The following is a 23,537-nucleotide window of genomic DNA, read 5'->3' as shown; positions in this document are numbered from 1 at the left end:
GACTTTTTCGTATATTTGCAGGACTACACTACGTAATTAAGCGAATCCACGATGAAAAAATCCGTTCTGATCCGTGCGGCCCTGCTCTGTCTGCTGGCCGTTCCGGCGGCGGGGCAAGTCCCCGCAGGCCCGCAAGAGAAGATGCCGCTCGACGGCGAGGTGCGGGTCGGGCGCCTCGACAACGGGATGACCTACTACATCCGGCATTACGACAATCCCCGGCAGCGGGCGGATTTCTTCATCGCCCACGACGTCGGCGCCCTGCAGGAGGAGGACGACCAGAACGGCCTGGCCCATTTCCTCGAACACATGGCCTTCAACGGAACGAAGCACTTCCCCGGGAAGGGTATTCTCAACTACCTGGCGGCCAACGGGGTGCGCTTCGGCTACAACGTCAACGCCTACACTTCGCGCGACCGCACGGTCTACAACGTTTCCAACGTGCCGCTGGTGCGCGAGGGGCTGGTGGACTCGCTGCTGCTGATCCTGCACGACTGGTCCTATTACATCGCCTGCGAACCCGGGGAGATCGAGTCGGAGCGGGGCGTGATCCGCGAGGAGTGGCGGCGCGGCAACGACGCCCGTTCGCGCATGGCCCGCAAGTCGGCCGAGGTCGAGTACGACGGGTCGAAATACGCCCGGCGCGACGTGATCGGCGACATGGAGATCGTCAACAGCTTCGGGCGGCAGACGCTTATCGACTTCTACCATAAGTGGTATCGTCCCGATCTGCAGGCGGTGATCGTCGTCGGCGACGTGGATGTGGACGCGATGGAGCGGAAGATCCGCGACGTGATGGCGTCGATCCCGAAGGCCGAGAATCCCGCGCAGAAGGAGGTCTACGACATTCCGCAGCGCGACAAGCCCCGCTACGGCCTGGTGACCGACCCCGAGACCAAGGCCGTGGCCGTGAAGCTGATCTTCTACCAGCCCTACCCGTCGGAGGAGGAGCGTGCGACGGTGGGCGCCGTGCGCGGCGAACTGGCGCGCAAGGTCTTCCTCGAAATGGCGCGCGTCCGGCTGGCCGAGGCGGAGAAATGCCCCGAAGCCCGCTACAAACGTGTGGTGGCTGTTCTCGGAAGCCTCGCCACATGCCGGAACACCTTCATGCTGACGGCCCTGCCCAAGGAGCACAATATGCGCGAAGCGTTGGCCGGGGTGCTGACCGATGTGGAGCAGATCCGCCGCTACGGTTTCAGCCGCGAGGAGTTCGAGACCGCACGTGCCAAGGTGGTGCGGAGCGAGAAAGCCGCGCTCGAAAAGTACCGGCTCGCCACGAACACCGACCTGGCCGGGCGTTATGTGGAGCATTTCACGCGCAACGTGCCCTACGTGACGCCCGATGACCGCGTGCGGATCGTCGGGGAGCAGCTCGACGCCCTGACCTATGAGGAGGTGAACGGCCTGCGTGCCGGCATGACCTCGCCGGAGGGGATGCTCGTACTCGTGTCGTCGTCCGAGGAGTACAGAGACAAGATTCCCGCGGAGGCGGAGGCTTTCGGCCTGATCGACTCGGTGAAGCACGCGGAGATCGCCCGTCCCGAGCGCCGCGGGAAGTCCGCCGGGCCGCTCTTCACGGAGAAGGTGACGCCCGGAAAGATCGTCAGGACCCGCAAGGCGCCCCTCGGGGCCGAAGAGTGGACGCTTTCGAACGGCGTGAAGGTCCTCTGGCGCACCGTTCCCGAGGTGATCGGCGTCCGCAAGGTCGCGGTGGCGGCGGTCTGCGAGGGCGGCTTTGCCCGCGACAGCGACGTGGAGGGCATGCACCTGCTTCAGAACTACGTCCGCACGATGGGCGTGAAGGACCTCGACCGCACCGGGATGCGCGACCTGCTTTCCGCCCACGACGCCAACCTGATGGTGACGCTGGGGCGGACTGAAAGCGTCTTTTCGGGAGCGTCCGGCGTAGCCGATTTCGAACTGCTGCTGCAACTGCTGCACCTCTATATCACCTGCCCCAATTTCTCGGAGCAGGCCTACGGCGACTATATTGACCTGGCCCGCACGTCGCTCGGGAAGGAGAAGTCGCCCAAAGCGCTTTTCGCCGAGCGCGCCGACAGCGCGAAATACGGCGGCCATCCGTGGCTGCGGCGGGCGACGCCCTCGACGCTCGACCGCTTCGACCGCGAGGCTGCCCGCAGGCTCTACGACAGACTTTTCGGCAACGCCGCCGACTTCGTCTTCTTCTTCGCGGGCGAGATGCCGGCCGCCGAGGCGCGTCCGCTCGTCGAGAAATACATCGGCTCGCTGCCCGCGGCCCCGAAGCGGAAATTCGCGAAGACGGATTTTCGGATCGTTCCCGGAACGACGGAATACGACGCGGTCGTCCCGGGCGCCGTGACGCCCAAATCGTCGATCGAACGCATCTACCACGGGCGGTTCGACTATACCCCGGAGAATTACGCCGTGCTGCGTTACGTCACCTACATCCTCGGCGCGCGCTACCTGACGACGGTGCGCGAGGAGAAGGGCGGAACCTATTACGTCGGCGTGCACGACGAGGTCAGCGCACGCCCCCGCGGCTACTGCCAGCTGGTGGTGAGCTTCGACACCGACCCCAAGCTGCGCGAAATGCTGTTGGGCGAGGTGCAGAAGGGTATCGAGCGGCTGGCCGCCGAGGCTCCTTCGGAGCAGGAGGTGAACGAGGCGATGCTCTACTTTAAGAAAGTCAACGCCGAGCGTAAGTCGAAGAACCTGAAATCCACCTCCTACTGGCTCGACAAGATGCGTGCGGAGTATTTCGACGGCGTAGACCTGGACAAGGACAACGAGGCGCTGTTCACGTCCGTGACACCCGACGCGGTGCGCCGCCTGGCGCGTGAAATCCTCGCCCAGGGCAACCGCTATACGGCGGTCTTCACGCAGGAGTGACGCGGGGCAACCCGCTTCCCGAAACGAAACCCGGGCGGCCTCGATGGGCCGCCCGGGTTTTTCGTGCGTGTGGCTGCGCGTTATTTGCGCGTGATCTTCAGGGCGAAGCCTCCTCCGGGAGCCATCTTCACCGTCAGTTTCCGGTCGGCGGGGATTTCGACCGACTCGCGTTTGTAGTCGCGGGCCGCCTTGTCGGCGTTGACGCCGTCGCGGAACAGTTCGGCGGTGTAGGCACCTTCGCCCAGGAAGCCGAGGTCGACGGTCAGCGAGCGGGCATTCCAGTCGGTCATGCCGCCGACGTACCACGTGTCGCCCTTGCGGCGTGCGATGGAGACGTACTCTCCGACGCGGCCGTCGAGACCCACGGTCTCATCCCACGTCGTCGGAACGGAGGCGATGAACTCCGTGCATTCCGGCTCGCGCATGTAGTTCGACGGCGAGTCGCACAGCATGTTGAACGGCGATTCGAAAATCACGTATTCGGCCAGCTGGCGGCAGCGCGTGCCCTGGCTCATGGCCTCGGAGCCTACGGCGCGGAAGTTCCGGCGCGTGGCGTTGCGCATGGCGCCCTGCGTGTAGTCCATCGGTCCGGCGAGCATGCGGACGAAGGGAATCGTCACGTCGTAGGTCACCATGTCGGTCTTTTCGCTGGTCCACTTCATCTGCTCCAGTCCGAAGACACCCTCGAAGTTGAGCACGTTGGGATAGGTGCGCTGGATTCCCGCGGGCTTGTGGTAGCCGTGCATGTCGAGGAACAGGCGGTATTTGGCCGCCGTTTCCGCGAGGCGGTAGGTGAAGTCGGCGATCTTCTGGTCGTCGCGGTCGAGGAAATCGACCTTGAAGCCCTTGATACCCATCTCCGAATAGTGTTTGCAGACGTGTTCCAGGTCGCGTTCCGTAGCGTAGAATCCGGCCCAGAGGACGATGCCCACGCCGCGTTCCTTACCGTAGGCGACCAGTTCGGGCAGGTCGATCTCGGGAACGACCTGGAAAAGGTCGGCTTTCTTGTTCACGGCCCAGCCTTCGTCGAGGATGACGTATTCGATGCCGTGGTCGGCGGCGAAGTCGATGTAGTATTTATAGGTTTCGTTGTTGATCCCCGACTTGAAGTCCACGCCGTAGAGGTTCCAGGTGTTCCACCAGTCCCAGGCCACCTTGCCGGGTTTGATCCACGAGACGTCCTCCACGCGCGAGGGCGCGGCGAGGCGGTATACCAGGTCGTTGTCGGCCAGCTGGATGTCGCGTCCGGCGATGGCGAAGACGCGCCACGGGAAGGTGCGGGTCCCCGGGGTGCGGGCGATGAAGTCCTCGCGCTCGGTCACCAGCAGCTGCAGTTCGTTGTGCCCGCCCTGCACCTCCTTGGCCGGATAGGGCGCGAAGTTGCCCCGCAGGGCCTTGCCGCCCGTGGGATTGTAGAGGTACATGCCCGGGTAGTCCTCCAGGTCGGCCTCGGTGATGACGATTTTCGCCGTTCCGGCGTCTGCCAGGATGGGCAGGAAGGCCAGATGGTCGTCGGCGACCTTCGAGACGGGCTGGGTGGAGTAGGTGTTTTCGAAGCTGTTGAAGTAGTAGCGGGCCAGTCCCGGCTCCTTCTTTCCGTCCCGCGCGTAGGGAACCAGTGTCGTGAAGTCCTCCGGGAAACGGATGTCCACCAGTTCGTCGGCGACGGTGATTTCGCCCTTCATCGAGGTGCGGAACCGGTAGGCCACGCCGTCGTCATAGGCGCGGAAGTCGATTCCGTAATCCCCTTTGAACGTGAGCGTCAGGGCGTTGTAACGGTCCTCGACGATGCTGCGTTTGTAAAAGGGCGCCTCAATGGTCTCGTCGACGCTTTTCGCCGACGCCTTGCGCACCGTGGCCTTCTGTCCGAGCACGCGCCCGTCGGCGAGTGTGAGCGAAAGGGGCGAGGGGGCGATCAGCTCTTTGCCGTCGCGCGAAATGGAGTAGGTGACGGCGTCGGCGCCGACATCCACGCGTACGGCGATTTTCCCGTCGGGGGATTTCAGATCGTAAGTTTTGGCTGCGGAAATTCCGGTCCCGGCACTGAACAGCAGAAGTGTCAGAAGTAGTTTTTTCATAATGGATTATTGGGTTTGGGTACGAATTTAGTGAAAAAACCGCGAATAACAGGCGCTTCGGGCGGAAAATCGGCTACTTTCCCTGCAATGCGTCCATCACGGCGTTGCGCTGGCGGCGGAAAAGACGCAGGTTGTAGGTGAACTGGAACGAGAGGTAGCGGCCGATGGCCAGGTTCGTCACGTTGCGCAGCGTCGTTCCCGACACCGTGCGGCGGAAGGTCGTGCCGTTCTGGTCGAGGATGTCGTTCACCCCGACGCTCGCTTCGCCCAGGCCGTTGCGGAAGAGTTTGACGCCGAGCATCGCGTTGCAGATCAGCCGCTCTTCGAGGAACGTGTCCGTGATCCCCCGGTAATAGTTGTAGTCGGCGTTGGCGCGCAGGACGAGGCGTTTCCAGAGGACGAACGTCGTCTCGGCCTTCGCCGTCTGGCTGAAATAGGTGTTGTCGAGCGTGCGCACCTCGGAGGAACTCCGGCTGACGTTGTAGCGGCCCGTATAGCTCAGGCGGAAGTCCACCGCTTCCGAGATGTTGCTTCCGAGCGTAAGACCGGCGTTGTAGACGTTGTTGTTCAGGAAGTTGCGCTCGCCGTTGATGATGCTCGGGATGCGCCCCGTCGAGACACCCGCCCGGAAATTGAGGCTCGAGCGCAGCCACCGGACCGGCATGCCGTAGTTGACGCTGGCGCGCAGGCTCCAAAGCCCCGCGAGGTTGACCGGCTTGGTGTACTGGTTGCCTTCGCCCAATTTGGTCCCTTCGTCGTCGATCACGAAATCCGGCGAGTCGATCACCAGCGAGTCGGTGATGGTGTTGGGGCTGACCGTCGCTTCCGCCGAGACGGTGAAGGTGCGTCCCTTGGCGGGATTGGAGCGGATGTACTGGCCCGAAAGACGGTGGGTGTAGACCGGGTCGAGACCGGGGTTTCCGGCGAAGACGTTTTGGCGGTTGGTGGTGTTGACGATGTCCTGCAGGTCGGTGGCGCGGGGATTCGACGTGCGCCCCGAGGCGTTGAACTTCAGGGTGTTGTTGCGGTTGACGTTGATGTTGGCCACCACGCTGTACGTCAGATTGTCGAACGACGCCTCGGTCTTCCGCGCATAGGGGAAGGCGTAGTCGCTGCTGAAGGCGGCATGCTGGTAGTGGAGCGTTCCGGCGATCTTCGTCTTTTTGAAATAGTACTGGTACGTACTGCCGATGCGGTGGGTCAGGTAGGCGTAGTCGTATTCGGTGGACTGCTTGGGGTTGCGCTCGTCCGGGAAAACATTCTCCTTGGTGAGTACGAACGTATTGCGTTCGACGCTGTTGTCGGTGTAGTTGATGCGGTATTCGAAGCTCAAGCGCGAGCGTTTCGAGAGCTGCCGGGTGTAGCTCACGTTGCCGTTCACGTCGTAGCCCGGCTGGTCGCGGTCGGTGCGCGTGATGTTGCGCGAAGAGTAGTCCGACGTGTCGCACTCGATGTTGTCCGGATCGCGGAAGGTGTACTGCCGCGGGCGGCTCAGCTGCTCGTAGCTGCGGTAGGTTCCCCCGGCCCCTACGGTCAGGTTGTGCGACGTGGCGCCCGGCAGGCGGTATCGGTAGAGCAGGTAGTTCGAGACGTTGTAGCCGTAGCTGTTGTTGTGGCCGAAGTTGCGGCGGCGGTAGACGAAGCGGATGTCGTCGTCGGAAAATTTGTTGTCCGTGCGGCTCCGCAGTTCGTTGCGGTAGTTGTTGTCCTGCAGGCTGAACGAGGTGCGCATCATCACCGAGTGGCGGTCGGAGAACCTGTAGTCGATGCGCGAGTTGAAGCGGTGGTTGAAGTTGAGCGTCTTCGAACGGTTCTCGTCGTTGTAGAGCACCAGTTTGTCCGTCGAGGTGAAGGTCTGCCGGTCGCTGTGGCTGGTGTTGCGGTTGTCGGTGCGGTTGAAGAAGTAGCTGGCCGTGACCTTGCCCTTCGCGCCCCAGTCGTCGCTGTAATTGACGCCGACGGCCTGCACCGTCGAAATGCCCTCCAGGGGGCGGACCATGAAGTTGTTGTTCGAACTCTTCCGGCCCGACTGGTCCGTCGTGCCGAGGATGTCCTCGAACGAGAAGTTCTGGCGGCTGATGTTGTTCACCAGACCCACCACCGAGATGCGGCGGTCGTTGTCGAAAATGTTGACGTTGCCGCCTCCGATGTACTTGTCCGCAATGCCGTAGGCGCCGTAGAGGCGGCCGAAGGCGCCCCGCCGCTTGTCGGGGAGCGTCACGATGTTGAGCGACGTGTGCCCCTCGCCGGTGTCGACGCCCGTGAACTCCGACTGATCGCTCTGCGAGTTGTAGATGTCGATGCTCTCGATCATGTCGGCCGGGATGTTGCGGATGGCCGACATCACGTCGTTGCCGAAGAACTCGCGCCCGTCGACGTAGACCCGCTGCACGGTGCGCCCCTGGGCTTCGATGCTCCCGTCGGCAACCTCCAGTCCGGGCATCTTCGAGATCAGCGACTCGGCATCGGAGCCGAACGAGACCTTGTAGGCCGAGGCGCGGTAGGAGAGCGTGTCGCCGCGCACCGACGAACGGAGCGCCGGGGCTTCGACGGTCACCTGGTCGATGGTTTCGGCGCGGGGCGCGAGCCACAGCGAGTCGAGCCGGACGGCCGCCGCGCCGACCCGCAGATCGCGGCGCAGCGAGTCGTAACCGAGCGAGGTGACGGTGAGCCGGTAGTCGCCGCGCGGTACGCGGGGAAACGTGCCGCGCCCTTCGATGTCCGAGGTGGTGTAAAGGGGCGCCGCCGCGGTGTCGGTGCGGTTGCGCAGTTCGGCCACGGCGCCCACGACGGCCTCGCGCGTCGTCCGGTCGGCGACGCGGAAACGCACCTCTGCGCTTTGTGCCGCGGCGGCCGCGGCGCAGAGCAGGAATTGCAGGAGCAGCAGCGTTTTTCTCGGGTTCATCGGATTAAGGGGAATTCAGCCGTTAAAGATAGTGGTTTTGATCCTTCGGTCCCTCTTTTTTCCGGATATTTGTGGCATATTGGGACACCGTTCGACAAATTTTGACCATAAAATGTTCCCGATTGCCCTGCCGTTTCCGTATATTTGTCAAAATAATTGCGGACTCGGTCCGTTTCATTCGTAAATCTGGGAACGTTACATGAAGAACAAGGATATTTTCACTTTCCGCGATGCGGAGAAGCAGGCTGGTCCCGTCGCCTTTTCGACGATGCTCAAGCCGGCCGGTTCGGCCTGCAACCTCGACTGCCACTACTGCTACTACCTGGACAAGGCCGTGCAGTACGGCGGCAGGCAGGCCGTGATGAGCGACGAACTGCTCGAACTTTACGTCAAGCAGTACATCGAGGCCAACGAAGTCCCGACGGTGCAGTTCTGCTGGCACGGCGGCGAACCGCTGCTGCTGGGGGTGGATTTCTACCGGAAGGCGATGGCCCTTCAGGAAAAGTACGCCGGCGGAAAGAAGATCGAGAACATCCTCCAGACCAACGGCACGCTGGTCGACGAGGCGTGGTGCGACCTGTTCGCCGGGAACAATTTCCTGGTGGGGATTTCGCTCGACGGACCGCAGGACATCCACGACGCATTCCGCCTGACGAAGGGCGGCAAGCCCACCTTCGAGCGGGTGATGCGGACGATCGAAATGTTCCAGCGTAGCGGCGTGGAGTACAACACGCTGAGCGTGGTGAACAAACTGTGCGAGGGGCGCGGCGGGGAGATTTACCGTTTCTTCCGCGACACGGTGCACAGCAAGTACATGCAGTTCCTGCCTGCCGTGGAGCATGTCGTCGACAAGCCCGGGTTCCACCGGCCGCTGATCGTCTCGCCCGACCGCGAAGGCGCGCGGCTGGCCGAATGGTCGGTGACGGCCAAGGGCTACGGGGAATTTCTGTGCGACGTGTTCGACGTGTGGGTGGTGAGCGACGTGGGGCGTACGTTCGTGCAGATGTTCGACGCGACGCTGGCCCAGTGGTGCGGCGTGCCTCCGGGCGTCTGCTCGATGGGCGAGACGTGCGGCGACGCGCTGGTGGTCGAGCACAACGGCGACGTCTACTCGTGCGACCATTTCGTCTATCCCGAACACAAGCTGGGCAACATCGCCGAGAAGTCGCTGAAGGAGATTTACCGCACGAAGAAGCGCCGCGATTTCGGACTGGCCAAGCGCAACGCCCTGCCGGGCGAATGCCTCCGCTGCAAATACTATTTCGCCTGCCGGGGCGAATGCCCGAAGCACCGTTTCGAGACCGGCTCCGACGGCTGCCGCAAGAACTCGCTCTGCGAGGGGTTGCAGCATTGGTTCCGCCATTCGGAACCCTACATGGAGTACATGCGCGACATGCTGGCGCGCGAGCAGTCCCCGGCGTGGGTCATGCAGTTCGCCCGCAAGCGCATGGGGCTGATGTAGGGCCTTACCCGGTTTTTCCCCGTTTTTTGCGTTTCAGGAGCACCCACACGAGCGGCACGGCCGATGCCAGGGTGAGCCATACCACGACCGAAAGCGCGTCGGTGACCCCTTCGACATAGGTTTGGGCCGCCGGGAGCGTTTCGTGCGCCGTGTGGTAGGCCGTGCGGGCCGCGAGGACGGCCGTGAGGATGGCGATGCCGAAACTGCCCGCGAGCTGCTTGATGCTGTTCGAGATGCCGGCCGCTGCGGCCATGTCCTCCTGGGTGAGGTTTTTGAGCGAAAAGAGGTTCAGGGGCGCGAACGTGAGTCCCATGCCCAGGCCGCGCAGGTAGAGCACGAACAGGATATGGCGGTGGGTGGTGTGGAGCGTGAAGCGGCTGGCCAGCCAGAAGCTCAGCGACATGACCAGGATGCCCGCGACGACCAGCAGGAGGGGTTTCACATAGCGGGTCATGTAACCCGAGACGGCCGAAAGCACCCCCTGGATAAGTCCCACGGGCAGGAAGACGCTCCCGGCCATCAGGGCCGTGTAGCCCAGCCCGCGCTGCATGTAGAGCGGCAGGAGGTAGGTTCCGCCGAGCATCCCGACCGCAAAGAGCGTCAGTACGCCCATCGAAACGCCGAAATTCCGTTCGCCCAGCAGCCGGATCTGAAGCAGCGGCGCGGGGTTGCGCAGTTCCGTGACGATGAAGAACGCGAACGCCGCGGCGGCCACGGCGAAGCAGGCGATCACCGTCGGCGAGGCCCAGCCTTCGTGGTTGGCGGGCGAGTTTCCGCGGGCAAGGGCGTAGATCGTCAGGGGCATGAACAGCACGATGGCCACGAACCCCTTCCAGTCGAAGGGGCGGCGCACGCCGCCCCGCCACTCTTTCTGGATGAACGCCGAGAGCAGGATGGCCGCGAGGCCCACCGGGACGTTGACGTCGAAAATCCGGTGCCAGCTGTAATCGTCGACCAGATAGCCGCCCAGCAGCGGCCCGAACGAGATCGAGGCCGCCGCGGCCATCGACCAGAGACCCAGTGCCAGACCGCGTTCCCCGGGCTTGAATTCGCGGGTGACGATGGCCAGGCCCAGTGCCTGGATGATGCCGCTGCCGAGACCCTGCAAGGCCCGTGAGGCGATCAGGAACGTGTCGCTGGGGGCTTTTCCGCAGAGCCACGAACCCAGGGTGAACAGCGCCATTCCAAGGATGTAGACGCGTTTGTTGCCGAAGCGGTCGGCGAACCACCCGGCCGAAGGGAGCATGACGGTCATGGTGATCATATAGGCCGTGATGACCCATTCGGCCGAGGAGATGCCGATGCGGAAGGCCGACATGATGGCCGGAAGCCCGACGTTGACCACCGTGACGTCGAGCACGGCCATGAAGGTCCCGAGCATGATCATGCCCAGAATCCACCATTTGTAGCCGCTGCCTTGCCGGATATGTTCGCGGAGTGTCGTCATTCGGGGTGGCGGGCTCAAAAAAAGTGCCAGTGTCGGATGCCGCCGGCAGGGACTTCTGCGGCGGGGCACGGTTGAAAACAGAGGAGGCGCCGCATTGCTGCGGCACCTCCGTACGTGCAGGTCCTGTAAGCCGGGTTCTGTCCCCGGGGCGAACCCCGGGTCCCTGTCATTTATCTAGGGCGGCAGTCTCCTGCCGTCTCGAGCAACCTACCCCCCGGCATCGGGCGAGCAACCCTTGATTGCCGGTATACACGGTCTTGCAACCCACGGGACGTACTGCCGGGCGACATTGCTGCCCCCGCGGTGGGCTCTTACCCCGCCTTTTCACCCTTACCCGCCGGAGCCATCAGGAAAATCCGCGATTCGGGAGAATCTCCGGAACTTTCACCGACTCCTGCGGGCGGTCGTTTTCTGTTACGCTACCACAACCTCACGGCTGTCAGGTCGTTAGCCTGCGTGGCGCTCTGCGTTGCCCGGACTTTCCTCTCCCGGCCTGCGGCCGGCAGCGACAGAGCGGACCTGCCGTGACAAAGATACGGAATAAATTGGTAAAACCGGCCGGGAAGGGATGGAAACTTCAAATCCCCTCCAAGGAGGGAACCTGGGGGAGGGGCGGATTTGCATGCACGGCCCTTGGCTGTGAATACGGGACCTGCGATTTGCAGGACGGGATGAATGCGTATCGGAGGGTTGTCAAAGTATTTTCTTTACCCACCGGAACCCTTTGTAGGGCGGGTAGCGGAACGGCAGGTCGAACCGCGCCGGGGACTCGACCACGCCGCGGCGGTGGGAGAAGGCGTCGAAACTGTCACGGCCGTGGTAGCGGCCCATGCCCGAGTTGCCCACGCCGCCGAACGGCAGGCGGTCGTTGGCGATCTGCATGATCACGTCATTGAGACACGCGCCGCCCGAAGAGGTGCGCAGCAGGACCTCGCGGCCCGCCTTTTCGGGTCCGAAGTAGTAGAGCGCCAACGGTTTTTCGCGGTCGTTGACCAGCGCCACGGCTTCGCCGATGTCGTCGAAGGGGAGCATCGGCAGGACCGGACCGAAGATCTCCTCCTGCATCACGGGCGACGCGGGGTCAACCTCCGCGAGCAGTGTCGGTTCGATGTAGCGGTCGGCGGCGTCCGTGCGGCCGCCGACAAGGATTTTCCCCTGCGCGAGATAACTCGTTACGCGCTCGAAAGCCCGGTCGTTGACCAGCCGTACGTAACAGGGGCTTTGCTGCGCGTCGTCGCCGTGAAGCCGATGCAGGGCGCGGGCGAAGGCTTCCGTGAATCGGTCTTGCAGCGATCGGTGTATCAGCAGATAGTCGGGTGCGATGCAGGTCTGCCCGGCGTTGAGGGTCTTGCCCCAGGCGATGCGGCGCGCCGCGACCTCGATGTCGGCTCCGCGATCCACGATGCAGGGGCTTTTGCCGCCCAGTTCCAGCACGACGGGCGTGAGGTTTTTCGCCGCGGCGGCCATCACGATCCGTCCCAGCGCGGGGCTTCCCGTGAAGAAGATCGCGTCCCAGCGCATGCCGAACAATAGGGTGTTGACCTCTCGGTCGCCCTGCACGACGGCGACGTACTGTTCGTCGAAAATCTCCGAGATCAGCCCCTCGATCGTCTTCGCGACGTGGGGCGTATAGGGCGAAGGTTTCAGTAGCGCGGTGCAGCCCGCCGAGATGGCCCCGACCAGCGGGTTGAGCAGCAGCTGCACGGGGTAGTTCCACGGTGCGACGATGAGCGCCTGCCCGAGCGGTTCGGAGACGATCCGGCTTTTCGACGGCAGGAGCTTGAGCGGCGTGGGGCGCGGTTCGGGGCGCATCCATTTGCCGAGGTGGCCGAGGTGGCTGCGGATCTCGCCCCGGACGATGCTGATTTCGGTGAGGAAGGCCTCCTCGGGGGATTTGTGCAGGTCCGTCCACAGGGCGTCGCAGAGGCGTTTCTCCCAGTTGGCGAGGGCCGCGTCCAGGCGCCGGAGCATCGTGCGGCGAAACGCTTCGGGAAGCGTCGCTCCCGAGCGGAAGTAGGTTTTCTGGGCCGCCGCGAGGGCCGAAATGCGTGCGGCAGGGGTGTTTTCGAGGGACATAGGCCGTTAATCTGGGGTTGTGACGGAACCTTGCAAAGCCGCTGCCACACTCCGCGGCGCGGCTATTTCTCGCGGAAGATGTTCAGGTGCGCCAGCAGCGGGTTGCGGCGGTCGAGTACGACGAATTCCAACAGCAGCAGGACCAGCGCCGCGATGAGCAGGTATTGGTACTGCTCGTTGAACTCCTCGAAGCGGACCGTCGAAAGTTCGGTCTGCTCCATCTCGTTGATCGCCTTGACGATCTCGTCGAGACCGATCGACTGCTTCGACGAGCGGACGTAGGCGCCGCCCGTGATGTCGGCGATTCGGGCCAGCATCTCTTCGTTGAGCTTTGAGACGACCATTTCGCCCGCCTCGTCCTTGATGAATTCGCCGCCGATCTGAATCGGGGCGCCTTCGGGCGTGCCGATGCCGATGGTGAAGATCTTCACGCCCATCTGTGCGGCGCGTTCGGCGACGGCGATGGCGTCGTCGTCGTGGTTCTCGCCGTCGGTGATGAGGATGATGACGCGGCCGTGGCTCTGCTCCGCGTCGCCCGAGAAGGCCAGCAGGGCCTGTTCCAGCGCCTTGCCGATGGCCGTGCCCTGCACCGATACCAGCGACGGGTCGATCCGCCGTGCGAAGGCCCGGGCCATGCGGTAATCCGAGGTGATCGGCAGCTGGACCTTGGGTTCGCCCGCGAAGACGACCAGTCCCACGCGGTCCTGCTGCAACCCCTCGAAGAGTTTGCCGATGGCGTATTTGGTCCGTTCGAGACGGTTGGGTTCGAAATCTTCGGCCAGCATCGAGTTCGAAACGTCGACCGTGAGCATCATTTCGATACCTTGGGCTTTCTCCTCGCGGAGTTTCGATCCGAACTGCGGGCGTGCCGCGGCCAGTATGACCAGCGTCACGGCGGCACAGAAAAGGATGAACCGGAAAGCCGTGCGCCCGGTCGAGACTTCGGGCATCAGCTCCTCCAGAATGCCCGGGCGGCCGAAGCGAGCGAGCCGTCTGCGGCGGTTGCGGGCTGCCAGCCAGTAGAGCGCGACGAGTGCCGGGACGAGGAGCAGCAGCCAGAGATATTGCGGATTTGCGAATCTGAACATAACTAATGCAGCCCCGGCGGATTGTATCCTGTTTTTGCCCATATTCAACCCGCCGGGTCTGCATTAGGGCACTTGCAGTGCCCCGTTGAATATCGACATTTCCTCCTAAATCCTCCCTTTGGCAAAGGGAGGACTTTGCCGGGGAGCGGAATCGCCGTTCCGTCAGGGTATTCGTTTCAGTACGAGGTTCGAAAGCAGGAACTCCGCCATCAGCAGTCCCAGCGCGGCCAGCACCCACGTGAGGAACAGTTCGTGGTAGGAGATGTGCTCCGTCACCTCGATCTTGCTCTTTTCGAGCTGGTTGATCTCGTTGTAGACGGCCTTCAGCTTGTCCTTGTCCGTGGCCCGGAAATACTTTCCTCCGGTCATGTCGGAGATCGCTTTCAACACCTTTTCGTCGATTTCGACCTTCTGGTTGACGAACGTCAGGTTGCCGAACATGTCGATGGCCGGATAGGGGGCCATGCCCTCCGATCCCACGCCGATCGTGTAGACGCGGATGCCCTGTGCCTTGGCGATTTCGGCGGCGGTCATCGGCGCGATTTGGCCCTGGTTGTTCACACCGTCGGTCAGCAGGATGATGACCTTCGATTTGGCATCGCTCTCGCGCAGGCGGTTGATCGCCGTGGCGAGTCCGTTGCCGATGGCCGTGCCGTCCTCGATCAGCCCGCTGCGGATACGGGCCAAAAGGGTTTGCAGCGTGCTCTGGTCGGTGGTCAGCGGGCTTTGCGTGAAGGCTTCGCCGGCGAAGGCCACCAGTCCGATGCGGTCGCCGTATCGGTCGGCGATGAACGATCCGGCCACCTCCTTGGCGGCCGTGATGCGGTCGGGCTTGAAGTCGCGGGCCAGCATCGAACCGGAGACGTCGATGGCCAGCATGATGTCGATACCCTCGGCGTTGGTGCGGACGTTCTGCTCGACGTCCTGCGGGCGCGCCAGCGCCACGACGAGCAGCGCGAAGGCCGCCGCGCGCAGCGCAAAGGGCAGGTGACGCAGGTAGTAGCGCACGGTCCGGGGTGCGCGCACGACGCCGGCGACGCTCGAAATCTGGATCGCGGCCCCGCCCTGCAGCGTGCGCCAGACGTAGTAGCCGATCATCGGCATGAGCAGCGTCAGCAGCCAGAGATAATATGGTGAAGCAAAATGCATAGTCGTTTACGTTTTACCAGTTTTTCTTTCCGCGGACCACCACGCCCTGTTTCTCCTTGAGTTTCTCCTGGGTCTTGTCCTCCTGGGCCTGGATGGCGTCGAGCATCTGCTGCTGTTCCTGCGGAGAGATGCCCGAAGGCGTCGGCTGGCCCTGCTGGTCGCCTTTGTCCCCCTTGTCGCCCTTGCCGTCCTGCGGGTCCTGTTTCTGATCGCCCTGCTGATCCTTGGGATCGCCTTTCTGGTCTTTCTGGTCACCCTTCTGATCGGGGTTTTGCTGACCCTGGCCGTTCTGGTTCTGATCTTTGTTCTGGTCTTTGTCCTGGTCCTTCTGGTCGTTGCCGTCACCGCCGCCACCGTTCTTGTTCTGGTCGAGCAGCCGCTTGGTGTAGGCGTAGTTGTACTTGGCCTCCATGTCTGAGGGGTTCAGGCGCAGCGACTGCTTGTAGCTTTCGAGCGCCTCCTGGTATTTCTGCTGCTTGAACTGGGCGTTGCCGAGGTTGTAGAACGCTTCGGCCCGCTCCGTGTCCGCGCGCAGCGAGTCCGCCGCGGCCTGCTGCATGGTCTGCTCGGCACGGTCGAACCGTTCGGCCTTGTAGAGGGCGTTGCCGAGGTTGTAGATCGCCTCGAACTGCCCCGGAGCCGCTTGCAGGGCCTGCTCGTAGCGGCCGATCGACTGCTCGTAGTTGCCTTTGTTGTACTGCCGGTTGCCTTTGCGCACCAGCGAGCGTTCGGGCAGCTGCTGGGCCTGCGCCCCGGCGGCGGTAAAAAGGAACAGGATGATATAGAGTAACTTGTACATCGTTGTCGCGTTTAGTTTTACTTCGGGGACTCTTCCTCGGCGGGAGTCTCCTCCTCGGCGGGTTTCGTCTCCTCGACGAAATAGTACGCCTTGAGGTAGTCGGCCTCGTTCTGCTCGGCTTCGGGCGTCGCCTTGGCGAACTTCACCAGATCGGCGTCGCGCAGGATCGCCGTCAGGTCCATTCGCGCCTTGTCGGGCAGCTCCTCCGGGCGCATCGTCTCGATGATCTCGTCGGAGGTCATCTCCATCGCGCCGAAGCCCCAGCGGGCGGCGATGTAGGTGCGCAGGATGTCCGTCAGCCCCGAATAGTACTGCTTATGCCTGTTGTTCTGCCACAGTTTCTGGTTGTGGAGCGCTTCGAGGGCCTGGATGGCCGCCACGTGCGGCGGCAGCGGCGGGGCGGGTTTGAACAGGTCGCCGAAGCCCTTGCCGCGGCTGGCCAGGTAACGCTTGAGCGCATAGCCCGCCACGAGCAGCGCCAGGAGGAAGACGATGCCCCACTTGACGTAGCCGCTCACCTCGCGGAAGCGGAACGGCAGGTTCTTCTGGGCTTTCAGGTCGTAGATCGACTGCGACGTGGAGTCGATCTGGAACGTCGCGACCTCCAGATAGACCGAATCGGTGCTGCGGAGCGTGTCGAGGATGTTCTTGTCGGCGTAGAGCACCTGCGCCGCGCCGAGGTTGTATTTGCCTTCGTCGAAGGCGGCCAGCCGGTAACGCTTGCGCAGTTTCAGCCGCCGGCCGTCGCGTTCGAGCGTGTCGACCGGGCAGTTTTCGACCAGTTCGATCTTGCCGTCGCGGGGGTCGAACACGGGGAACTCCACGACCTGCACCAGGTCCTTCTCCACGTCGATGACGTAATCGAAGCGGTCGCCGATCATGATGCTGTCGGGTTCGACGCGCGCCGTGACCGTGGGCGTCTCCTGCGCCCGGGCCGCGAGTCCCGTGAAAAGAAGCGCTATTGCAAAGAGTCGTTTCATCGCTGTTTGAACAGTTTTATCAATTCGGCCACGTAGTCGCCGTCGGTCGAGATCATCGCCGTGTCGATGCGGTTGTGCTTGAGCGTCGTGTCTATTTCGCCGCTGCGCTGCCGCCACGAGGCGGCGTAGTGGTCGCGCACGGCCCGCGACGAGGTGTCGACCCAGACCTTGCGGCCGCTTTCGGCGTCCTTCAGCTCGACGATACCCACGTCGGGAAGCTCCGTCTCGCGGGGATCGTAGACGCGGATGCCCACCAGGTCGTGCTTGCTCCCGGCGATCTTCAGCGCGTCGTCCAGCGCCGACTTGTCGCCGGTCGAGTCCATGAAGTCCGAGAGGATGAAGGTCGTGCAGCGCTTCTTGTTGACGTTCGTGAGGAAACGCACCGGCTCCGAGAGTTTCGTGCCCGCGGATTCGGGGCGGAAGCCGATCAGTTCGCGGATGATCATCAGAATATGGCTGCGGCCCTTCTTCGGGGGGATGAACTTCTCGACCCGGTCCGAAAAGAAGATGCAGCCCACCTTGTCGTTGTTCTGCGCGGCGGAGAAGGCCAGCACGGCGGCGATCTCGGTGATGATGTTCTTTTTCAGACGGTCGGTCGAACCGAACATGCGCGAGGCCGACACGTCGACCAGCAGCATCATCGTCAGTTCGCGTTCCTCCTCGTAGACCTTGATGTGGGGTTTGCGCGAGCGGGCCGTGACGTTCCAGTCGATGTCCCGCACGTCGTCGCCCGCACGGTACTCCCGCACTTCGGAAAACGACATACCCCGCCCGCGGAAAGCCGTATGGTACTTTCCGGCGAAGATCTCGTTCGAAAGACCGCGGGTCTTGATCTCGATCTTACGGACGCGTCTGAGAATATCGTTCTCGGTCTCCTGCATCGTTAGGGTACGATTACGTTGTTGAGAATGTCGGTGATGATCTCCTCCGAGGTGATGTTCTCGGCCTCGGCCTCGTACGTCAGGCCGATGCGGTGGCGCAGCACGTCGTGGCAGACGGCGCGCACGTCCTCGGGGATGACATAGCCGCGGCGGCGGATGAAGGCGTAGGCGCGGGCGGCCTTGGCCAGCGAGATCGACGCACGGGGCGAACCGCCGTAGGCGATCAGGTTCTGCAACTTCTGGAGGTTGTACTCCGCGGGTTCGCGCGTGGCGAAGATGATGTCGATGATGTATTTCTCGATCTTTTCGTCCATGTAGACGTCCTCGACCACCTTGCGGGCCTTGACGATGTCCTCGGGGGCGATGACCTTGTTGACCTCGGGCATGCCGGCGCCCGAGAGGTTCATGCGCACGATGTCGCGCTCCTCCTGCTTCTTGGGGTAGGAGATTTTGGCCTTGAGCATGAAACGGTCGACCTGCGCCTCGGGCAGCGGGTAGGTTCCCTCCTGCTCCAGGGGGTTCTGCGTGGCCAGCACCAGGAAGGGCTGCGGCAGGGGGTAGGTGTTGTCGCCGATGGTCACCTGACGCTCCTGCATGGCTTCGAGCAGCGCCGACTGCACCTTGGCCGGGGAGCGGTTGATTTCATCCGCCAGTACGAAATTGGCGAAGATCGGACCCTTGCGGACGACGAAATCCTCGTTCTTCTGCGAGTAGATCAGCGTGCCGATCAGGTCGGCGGGCAGCAGGTCGGGGGTGAACTGGATGCGCGAGAAACAGGCGTCGACGGCCTTGGCGAGCGTGGTGATGGCCAGCGTCTTGGCCAGTCCCGGAACGCCTTCCAGAAGGATGTGGCCGTTGGACAGCAGGCCGATCAGCAGGGTGTCCACCAGGTGGCTCTGGCCCACGATGACCTTTCCCATTTCGTTGCGGAGCGTATCGACGAAAACGGATTCGCGTTCGATGCGCTCGTTGAGTTCTTTGATGTTGATGACTTCGCTCATTGTATTTGTCGTGTTATTCTGTTTGTTTTTTCAATTTTGTTTTTCCAACGTTTTTTCATCGAAATTATTGCAAATTTAATAAAATAAAACGGGTAAAACAGTCCGGTTTCATCGGCTTTTTTCTATCTTGTTATTTGTTGACCCTTAATCCCGATTTTCTATGAGAAAATTCTATCTTTTACTGTGCGGCGGTGTCGCATTCAGTTTCATTGCCTGTGAAGTGGATTCGGTTGCAGACGGAAGTCGCGAGGCCGTTTCGGAGTCGCACGCCGTTTCCGAAACTCGGGCGTTGGAGAATCTTGCCAGTGCGTTGGCGGTTATCGACGGTTCCGGAACCCGTGCTTCGGGTAAGCAGCGAACGGTGCAGCGTGTCACGCCTGTTTTTCGGTCCGGTTCCGGCCGGGGTGCGACCCGCAGTTCGGATGTGCAGGACGATCGTCTTGCCTATATCGTTGAATTCGGTGAGGGAGAAGGCAGTGCGATTCTCGCTGCGGACAATCGTTTAGAACCGGTTGTTGCGGTTTATGACGAGTATGTCGCCACGGAAGAGGATTTACGGTTGAATGCATTTGAGCCCGATGCGTGGCGGATAACCGAGAACCTTTACTGCGAGGAGGAAGACGAATATTATCTGGGAGATATTAATGCCGGCACAGGAGGTTCCGGTCCGCTTTTTCTCAAAACGCAACTTATTGATTTGTATCTGGAAGCTCCAAATAACGGAGGTCTGGTCTATGATAAAGGGCGCGGAGTATATCTTGCAGATTATGTTCGTCCCATGCTGACTACCAAGTGGCATCAGCAATCGCCTTTCAGTGATCGGACGCCCGGGAATTATCCCGCAGGATGTGTGGCGATTGCGGTTGCGCAAATTATGGCTTACCATGAATACCCCCGAGATTATTGCAACTGGCCTTTGGTGAAAAAATATGACGCAAAAAAATATGACACTGAAGTGTATAGTGAATTGGCTGAAATGTCTGTGAAAGTAGGTCGAGGATGCCGTATGGCATATAATTATTGGGGAAAAGGAGAGTCCTTTGCCCTTCCGATCTATGCAAAACGTTTTTTGAGAAATATCGGGTATTATGGAACGAAGCGGGAAATCGGCTATGATTCGGGTTTGATCGTATCGAAACTGAAGGCGGGCTGCCCGGTATTTATCGGCGCAATGACTGATAATTGTTACGGTCATGCCTGGGTAATAGACGGTTGTGCTACTTATGAAAGTATTATAGACACCTATTCCGGGTCGAATTTGATAAGAACGAGGGTTGATAAATGTCTCCTTTTACATTGTAATTGGGGTTGGAGCGGAGATCACAACGGATACTTTGCCAGTGGAGCTTTTGATGCGGTGAACGGACGTGTTTTGGGAGATGATGGCGTTGTTCTCCCGCTGACACGGGGTGAGAATACCCGGAATTATACCTGGTGGTTCCGGATCGTTACTTATAATAAACCGTAGCAATTATGAAAAGGCTTATTCTCCTGTTAGGCGTTTTGTCGGCTGTCGGTTGCGTCAAATCGTATGAGGATTATTATACCCGGGCTTTTGTGCTGAAATATGAAAGTATGTATACGATATCCGTCGGCCTGTCGCAGGATAATCCGTTGGAATATCATGTCATTTTTGTAGGAAATGGCACAACATATTGGGGAATAGATTCTGGAAAGAGAGAGTTGGATTTCTATAATCAATTGTGCGAAAAACACAACGATGTATCTTATAATCGTCGGGTTCGGGTTTATTTTTATGATCAAGGACTCAACCCGCGGTGTTTCCGGGATTTCGTTAATCTGGAGGTGTGGAGTTCCGCGGACTGGGATGCCGAACATCCTGCGGAGACGTCGCTCAACGATCTGGCGCGCTTTTACAGCAACACGCCCTGGCCCTATATCCAGAGCGGCTATACGCAAAAATACCATGAACAACTGAACGGTGAATATTATCCTGTCGATAAATTGATTTCGGAGCTTACGCCGGATGATATGACGCTTTTGCCCAGAGGGGGTTTTTATTTTCGGTTTGTCACCCGGCCGGCGCAGCCCGGAAAACATACGCTTTTCGTACGCCTGACAGCCGATGACGGAAAGGTGTTCGAGGCGAGTTGCGACGTGGAGTTTCAATAAGCGTGTCGTTGCTGTCGGGGTGCGACGGGTCGGTAAAATTTTCCGAAATCGGCGGAACTTTGTCCGAGGGGCGTGCAAAAAGTATTAACTTTGCAGTCATGGAATCCAAAGAATCTCTGATATTACAAGGTCTGAACCCCGCCCAGCGGGATGCCGTGGTCAATTACGACTCGCCGTCGCTCATCATCGCGGGCGCCGGGTCGGGCAAGACCCGCGTGCTGACCTCGCGCATCGCATACATGATCGAGCAGGGCGTGAAGCCCTGGAACATTCTGGCCCTGACCTTTACGAACAAGGCCGCCGAGTCGATGCGCGAACGCATCGCGCAGATGCTGCCCGACAACCGCAGCCGCTATATCCGGATGGGTACGTTCCACTCGGTGTTTTCGCGCATCCTGCGGGAGAACGCCGGGAAGATCGGCTTCACCGACTCGTTCACGATCTACGAACCCTCGGACTGCAAGAATCTGATAAAGACCATTGTCCGCGAACTGAACCTTCCGGACGAGAAGTACAAGCCTAACGTGCTCTCTTCGCGGATCTCCTACGCCAAGAACTGCCTCGTCACGCCGGGCGCCTATCTGGCCAATTCGACCTGTGCCGCCGAGGACCGGCAGGCCCAGATCCCCGAATTCGGCAATATTTACAACATCTACTGCCAGCGCTGCAAGCGCAACGGCGCGATGGACTTCGATGATTTGCTTTTGCAGACCAACATCCTGCTGCGGGACTGCCCCGACGTGCTGGCCCGCTACCAGGAGCAGTTCCGATATATTCTGGTCGACGAGTATCAGGACACCAACTATGCGCAGTATACGATCATCCGCCGGTTGTCGCAGACCCACTCGAAGGTCTGCGTCGTGGGCGACGACGCGCAGTCGATCTACTCGTTCCGCGGGGCCAAGATCGAGAACATCCTCTCCTTCAAGAAGGATTATCCCGATGCGATGGTCTTCAAACTGGAGCAGAACTACCGTTCGACGCGCACGATCGTCGACGCGGCCAACTCGGTGATCGTCCGCAACTCGAAGCGCATGGAGAAGCATTGTTTCTCGGAGGGCGACGTGGGCGACAAAATCCGCATCCTGAAGGCGTATACCGACCGCGAGGAGGCCGAAATGGTCGTCACGGACCTGCGCGACAAGGTCCGTGCGGCGGGCGACGAGTGGTCGGAGGCTGTGATTCTCTACCGCACCAACAACCAGTCGGCCGTGCTGGAGGACAACCTCCGCCGCCGGGGCATTCCCTACCGCATCTACAAGGGTTCGTCGTTCTACGACCACAAGGAGATCCGCGACATGATGGCCTACATCCGGCTGGTGATCAATCCCCGCGACGACGAGGCGTTCAAACGCATCGTGAACTACCCGGCGCGCGGTATCGGCGACACGACCGTGCAGCGCATCGCGCAGCTGGCCGCCGAGCGGGGCGTCTCGATGTGGGAGGCGGTCGATGCGCTTGTCGCCGAACCCGTCACGGACCCCGTGCAGAAGACCATCGCGCGCAAGGTGGCGGATTTCGTGGCGATGATCCGGGCGATGTCGCTGGCCCGCAACGACAAGAGCCTGTACGACTTCGGCATGGAGATCGCCTCGCGGTCGGGCATCATCGCGGCCTACCGCACCGAGAACACCCCCGAGGCGGCTTCGGCGCTGGACAACATCGAGGAGCTGCTGAACTCGATGCAGGAGTTCAAGGAGCGGGTCGACGCCGAAATCCGGGGCGGCGAGCGTTCCGAAGAGGAGGAGGCCACGATCGAGGAGTGGCTGCAGAACATGATGCTGATGACCGACATGGATCAGGACGACCCCGAGAGCAAGAACAAGGTGACGCTGATGACGGTCCATTCGGCCAAAGGGCTTGAATATAAATATGTGTATATCGTGGGTCTGGAAGAAAACCTCTTCCCCTCGCAGCGGGCGGCCGAGTCGCCCGACGGCATCGAGGAGGAGCGCCGCCTGTTCTACGTGGCCCTGACCCGCGCCAAGGTTTCGGCGACGATTTCCTACGCCGAGATGCGTTTCAAGTGGGGCAACATGGAGTTTTCGCGTCCGAGCTGTTTCCTGCGCGAGATCGACCCCCGGTACATCGAGTCGGACGCCGATTTCGCGGAGACGCGTCCGCAGCGTCGGCCCGGCGACGACGGACCCGCGGCCATTGACGAACTGCGCCGCCGCTTCGACTACCGCTTCCAGCAGAAACAGCAGGGCGGCGGACGTTTCGGAGGCGGCGGAAACGGCGGGCCGGGAGGTTCGGGCCGCGGCGGTTCCTACGGCAGCGGCAGCGGTTCTTTCGGCGGCAGCGGCGGCCGTGCGGCGGCCGGGGAGTCGGGTCCTGCGCGTCGTTTCGCGCGGGCTGCGGAGTCCCGGCGCCCGGCGGCGGCTCCCGACCCGGCGCTCGTGCAGACGCCCCGGCCTTCGACCGACGGCATGCGCCGTGTCGGCGTGCGGCAGGCGATGGACGGCGGGCTTTCCTCCGGGAATCCGGCGTCGGTGAGCGGCGAATACGCCGTGGGACAGCGCGTCGAGCACCCGAAATTCGGCGTGGGCATCGTGCAGCGCATCGAGACCCTCGCCACGGACCACAAACTCGTGGTGGCCTTCGACAATGCGGGCGAAAAGACCCTGCTGGCAAAATTTGCGAAACTTACCAAACTGTAAACCGGAA

At 61.5% G+C, this 23,537-nt stretch carries 15 protein-coding genes and 1 other RNA gene; 5 read left to right on the top strand and 11 right to left on the bottom strand.

Features of this window, described 5'->3' with window-relative positions; all coding sequences use genetic code 11:
- Nucleotides 1–51: 51 nt before the first annotated feature.
- Nucleotides 52–2,871, top strand: coding sequence for a M16 family metallopeptidase (locus ACGHP5_RS06875; RefSeq protein ID WP_390568237.1), 2,820 nt, complete (start codon nucleotides 52–54; stop codon nucleotides 2,869–2,871).
- A gap of 80 nt (nucleotides 2,872–2,951) precedes the next feature.
- On the opposite strand, the gene ACGHP5_RS06870 is transcribed toward ACGHP5_RS06875, so the two are convergent.
- Both ACGHP5_RS06870 and ACGHP5_RS06865 read right to left on the bottom strand, forming a co-directional pair.
- Nucleotides 2,952–4,949 carry a glycoside hydrolase family 97 protein gene (locus ACGHP5_RS06870; RefSeq protein WP_390568236.1) on the bottom strand — a complete coding sequence of 666 codons (1,998 nt, stop codon included), beginning with the start codon at nucleotides 4,947–4,949 and terminating at the stop codon, nucleotides 2,952–2,954.
- Nucleotides 4,950–5,022: 73 nt separating this feature from the next.
- A complete protein-coding gene (locus ACGHP5_RS06865; RefSeq protein WP_390568235.1) occupies nucleotides 5,023–7,854 on the bottom strand; it encodes an outer membrane beta-barrel protein in 2,832 nt (943 codons plus the stop codon).
- Nucleotides 7,855–8,053: 199 nt separating this feature from the next.
- Between ACGHP5_RS06865 and ACGHP5_RS06860 the strand changes: the two genes are divergently transcribed.
- The gene (locus ACGHP5_RS06860; protein WP_290532554.1) at nucleotides 8,054–9,316 is read left to right on the top strand and encodes an anaerobic sulfatase-maturation protein; all 1,263 of its coding nucleotides are present in this window, start codon (nucleotides 8,054–8,056) and stop codon (nucleotides 9,314–9,316) included.
- A 4-nt stretch (nucleotides 9,317–9,320) separates the two neighbouring features.
- Here ACGHP5_RS06860 and ACGHP5_RS06855 read toward each other — a convergent pair whose 3' ends face one another.
- The 9 genes from ACGHP5_RS06855 to ACGHP5_RS06815 all read right to left on the bottom strand — a co-directional run bounded on the left by ACGHP5_RS06855 (nucleotide 9,321) and on the right by ACGHP5_RS06815 (nucleotide 18,737).
- Nucleotides 9,321–10,763 (bottom strand): DHA2 family efflux MFS transporter permease subunit, encoded by a 1,443-nt coding sequence (locus ACGHP5_RS06855; protein ID WP_390568234.1) that lies wholly within the window; start codon nucleotides 10,761–10,763, stop codon nucleotides 9,321–9,323.
- A 109-nt stretch (nucleotides 10,764–10,872) separates the two neighbouring features.
- An RNA gene (gene rnpB / locus ACGHP5_RS06850) (RNase P RNA component class A) lies at nucleotides 10,873–11,288 on the bottom strand.
- A 168-nt stretch (nucleotides 11,289–11,456) separates the two neighbouring features.
- The gene (locus tag ACGHP5_RS06845) at nucleotides 11,457–12,839 is read right to left on the bottom strand and encodes an aldehyde dehydrogenase (protein ID WP_337755736.1); all 1,383 of its coding nucleotides are present in this window, start codon (nucleotides 12,837–12,839) and stop codon (nucleotides 11,457–11,459) included.
- 62 nt (nucleotides 12,840–12,901) lie between these two features.
- Complete coding sequence (locus tag ACGHP5_RS06840) at nucleotides 12,902–13,927, bottom strand: VWA domain-containing protein (protein ID WP_390568233.1); 1,026 nt, start codon at nucleotides 13,925–13,927, stop codon at nucleotides 12,902–12,904.
- Between the two features lie 162 nt (nucleotides 13,928–14,089).
- The gene (locus ACGHP5_RS06835) at nucleotides 14,090–15,076 is read right to left on the bottom strand and encodes a VWA domain-containing protein (protein ID WP_290532558.1); all 987 of its coding nucleotides are present in this window, start codon (nucleotides 15,074–15,076) and stop codon (nucleotides 14,090–14,092) included.
- A 13-nt stretch (nucleotides 15,077–15,089) separates the two neighbouring features.
- Complete coding sequence (locus tag ACGHP5_RS06830; protein ID WP_390568232.1) at nucleotides 15,090–15,875, bottom strand: tetratricopeptide repeat protein; 786 nt, start codon at nucleotides 15,873–15,875, stop codon at nucleotides 15,090–15,092.
- A gap of 17 nt (nucleotides 15,876–15,892) precedes the next feature.
- On the bottom strand, nucleotides 15,893–16,855 hold the full coding sequence (locus ACGHP5_RS06825; protein WP_390568231.1) for a hypothetical protein: 963 nt from the start codon (nucleotides 16,853–16,855) through the stop codon (nucleotides 15,893–15,895).
- Entirely contained in the window at nucleotides 16,852–17,736 is an 885-nt protein-coding gene (locus ACGHP5_RS06820; protein WP_290532561.1) for a DUF58 domain-containing protein, read from the bottom strand. The genes ACGHP5_RS06825 and ACGHP5_RS06820 overlap by 4 nt, the downstream gene beginning before the upstream one ends.
- Nucleotides 17,737–17,738: 2 nt before the next feature.
- Entirely contained in the window at nucleotides 17,739–18,737 is a 999-nt protein-coding gene (locus tag ACGHP5_RS06815) for an AAA family ATPase (RefSeq protein WP_390568230.1), read from the bottom strand.
- Nucleotides 18,738–18,897: 160 nt separating this feature from the next.
- Between ACGHP5_RS06815 and ACGHP5_RS06810 the strand changes: the two genes are divergently transcribed.
- The 3 genes from ACGHP5_RS06810 (at nucleotide 18,898) to ACGHP5_RS06800 (ending at nucleotide 23,530) form a co-directional block, all read left to right on the top strand.
- A complete protein-coding gene (locus ACGHP5_RS06810) occupies nucleotides 18,898–20,205 on the top strand; it encodes a C10 family peptidase (protein ID WP_290532563.1) in 1,308 nt (435 codons plus the stop codon).
- A gap of 5 nt (nucleotides 20,206–20,210) precedes the next feature.
- Entirely contained in the window at nucleotides 20,211–20,870 is a 660-nt protein-coding gene (locus ACGHP5_RS06805) for a hypothetical protein (protein WP_337772056.1), read from the top strand.
- A 98-nt stretch (nucleotides 20,871–20,968) separates the two neighbouring features.
- Nucleotides 20,969–23,530: an ATP-dependent helicase gene (locus ACGHP5_RS06800; RefSeq protein ID WP_390568229.1), complete on the top strand. Its 2,562-nt coding sequence runs from the start codon at nucleotides 20,969–20,971 to the stop codon at nucleotides 23,528–23,530.
- Nucleotides 23,531–23,537: the final 7 nt, after the last annotated feature.

This window comes from Alistipes sp. i18-0019-D1 (assembly GCF_042852885.1).
Classification (GTDB): domain Bacteria; phylum Bacteroidota; class Bacteroidia; order Bacteroidales; family Rikenellaceae; genus Alistipes.
Note: the sequence above shows the minus strand (reverse complement) of the source record. Positions and strands in the feature narration are given on the sequence as shown.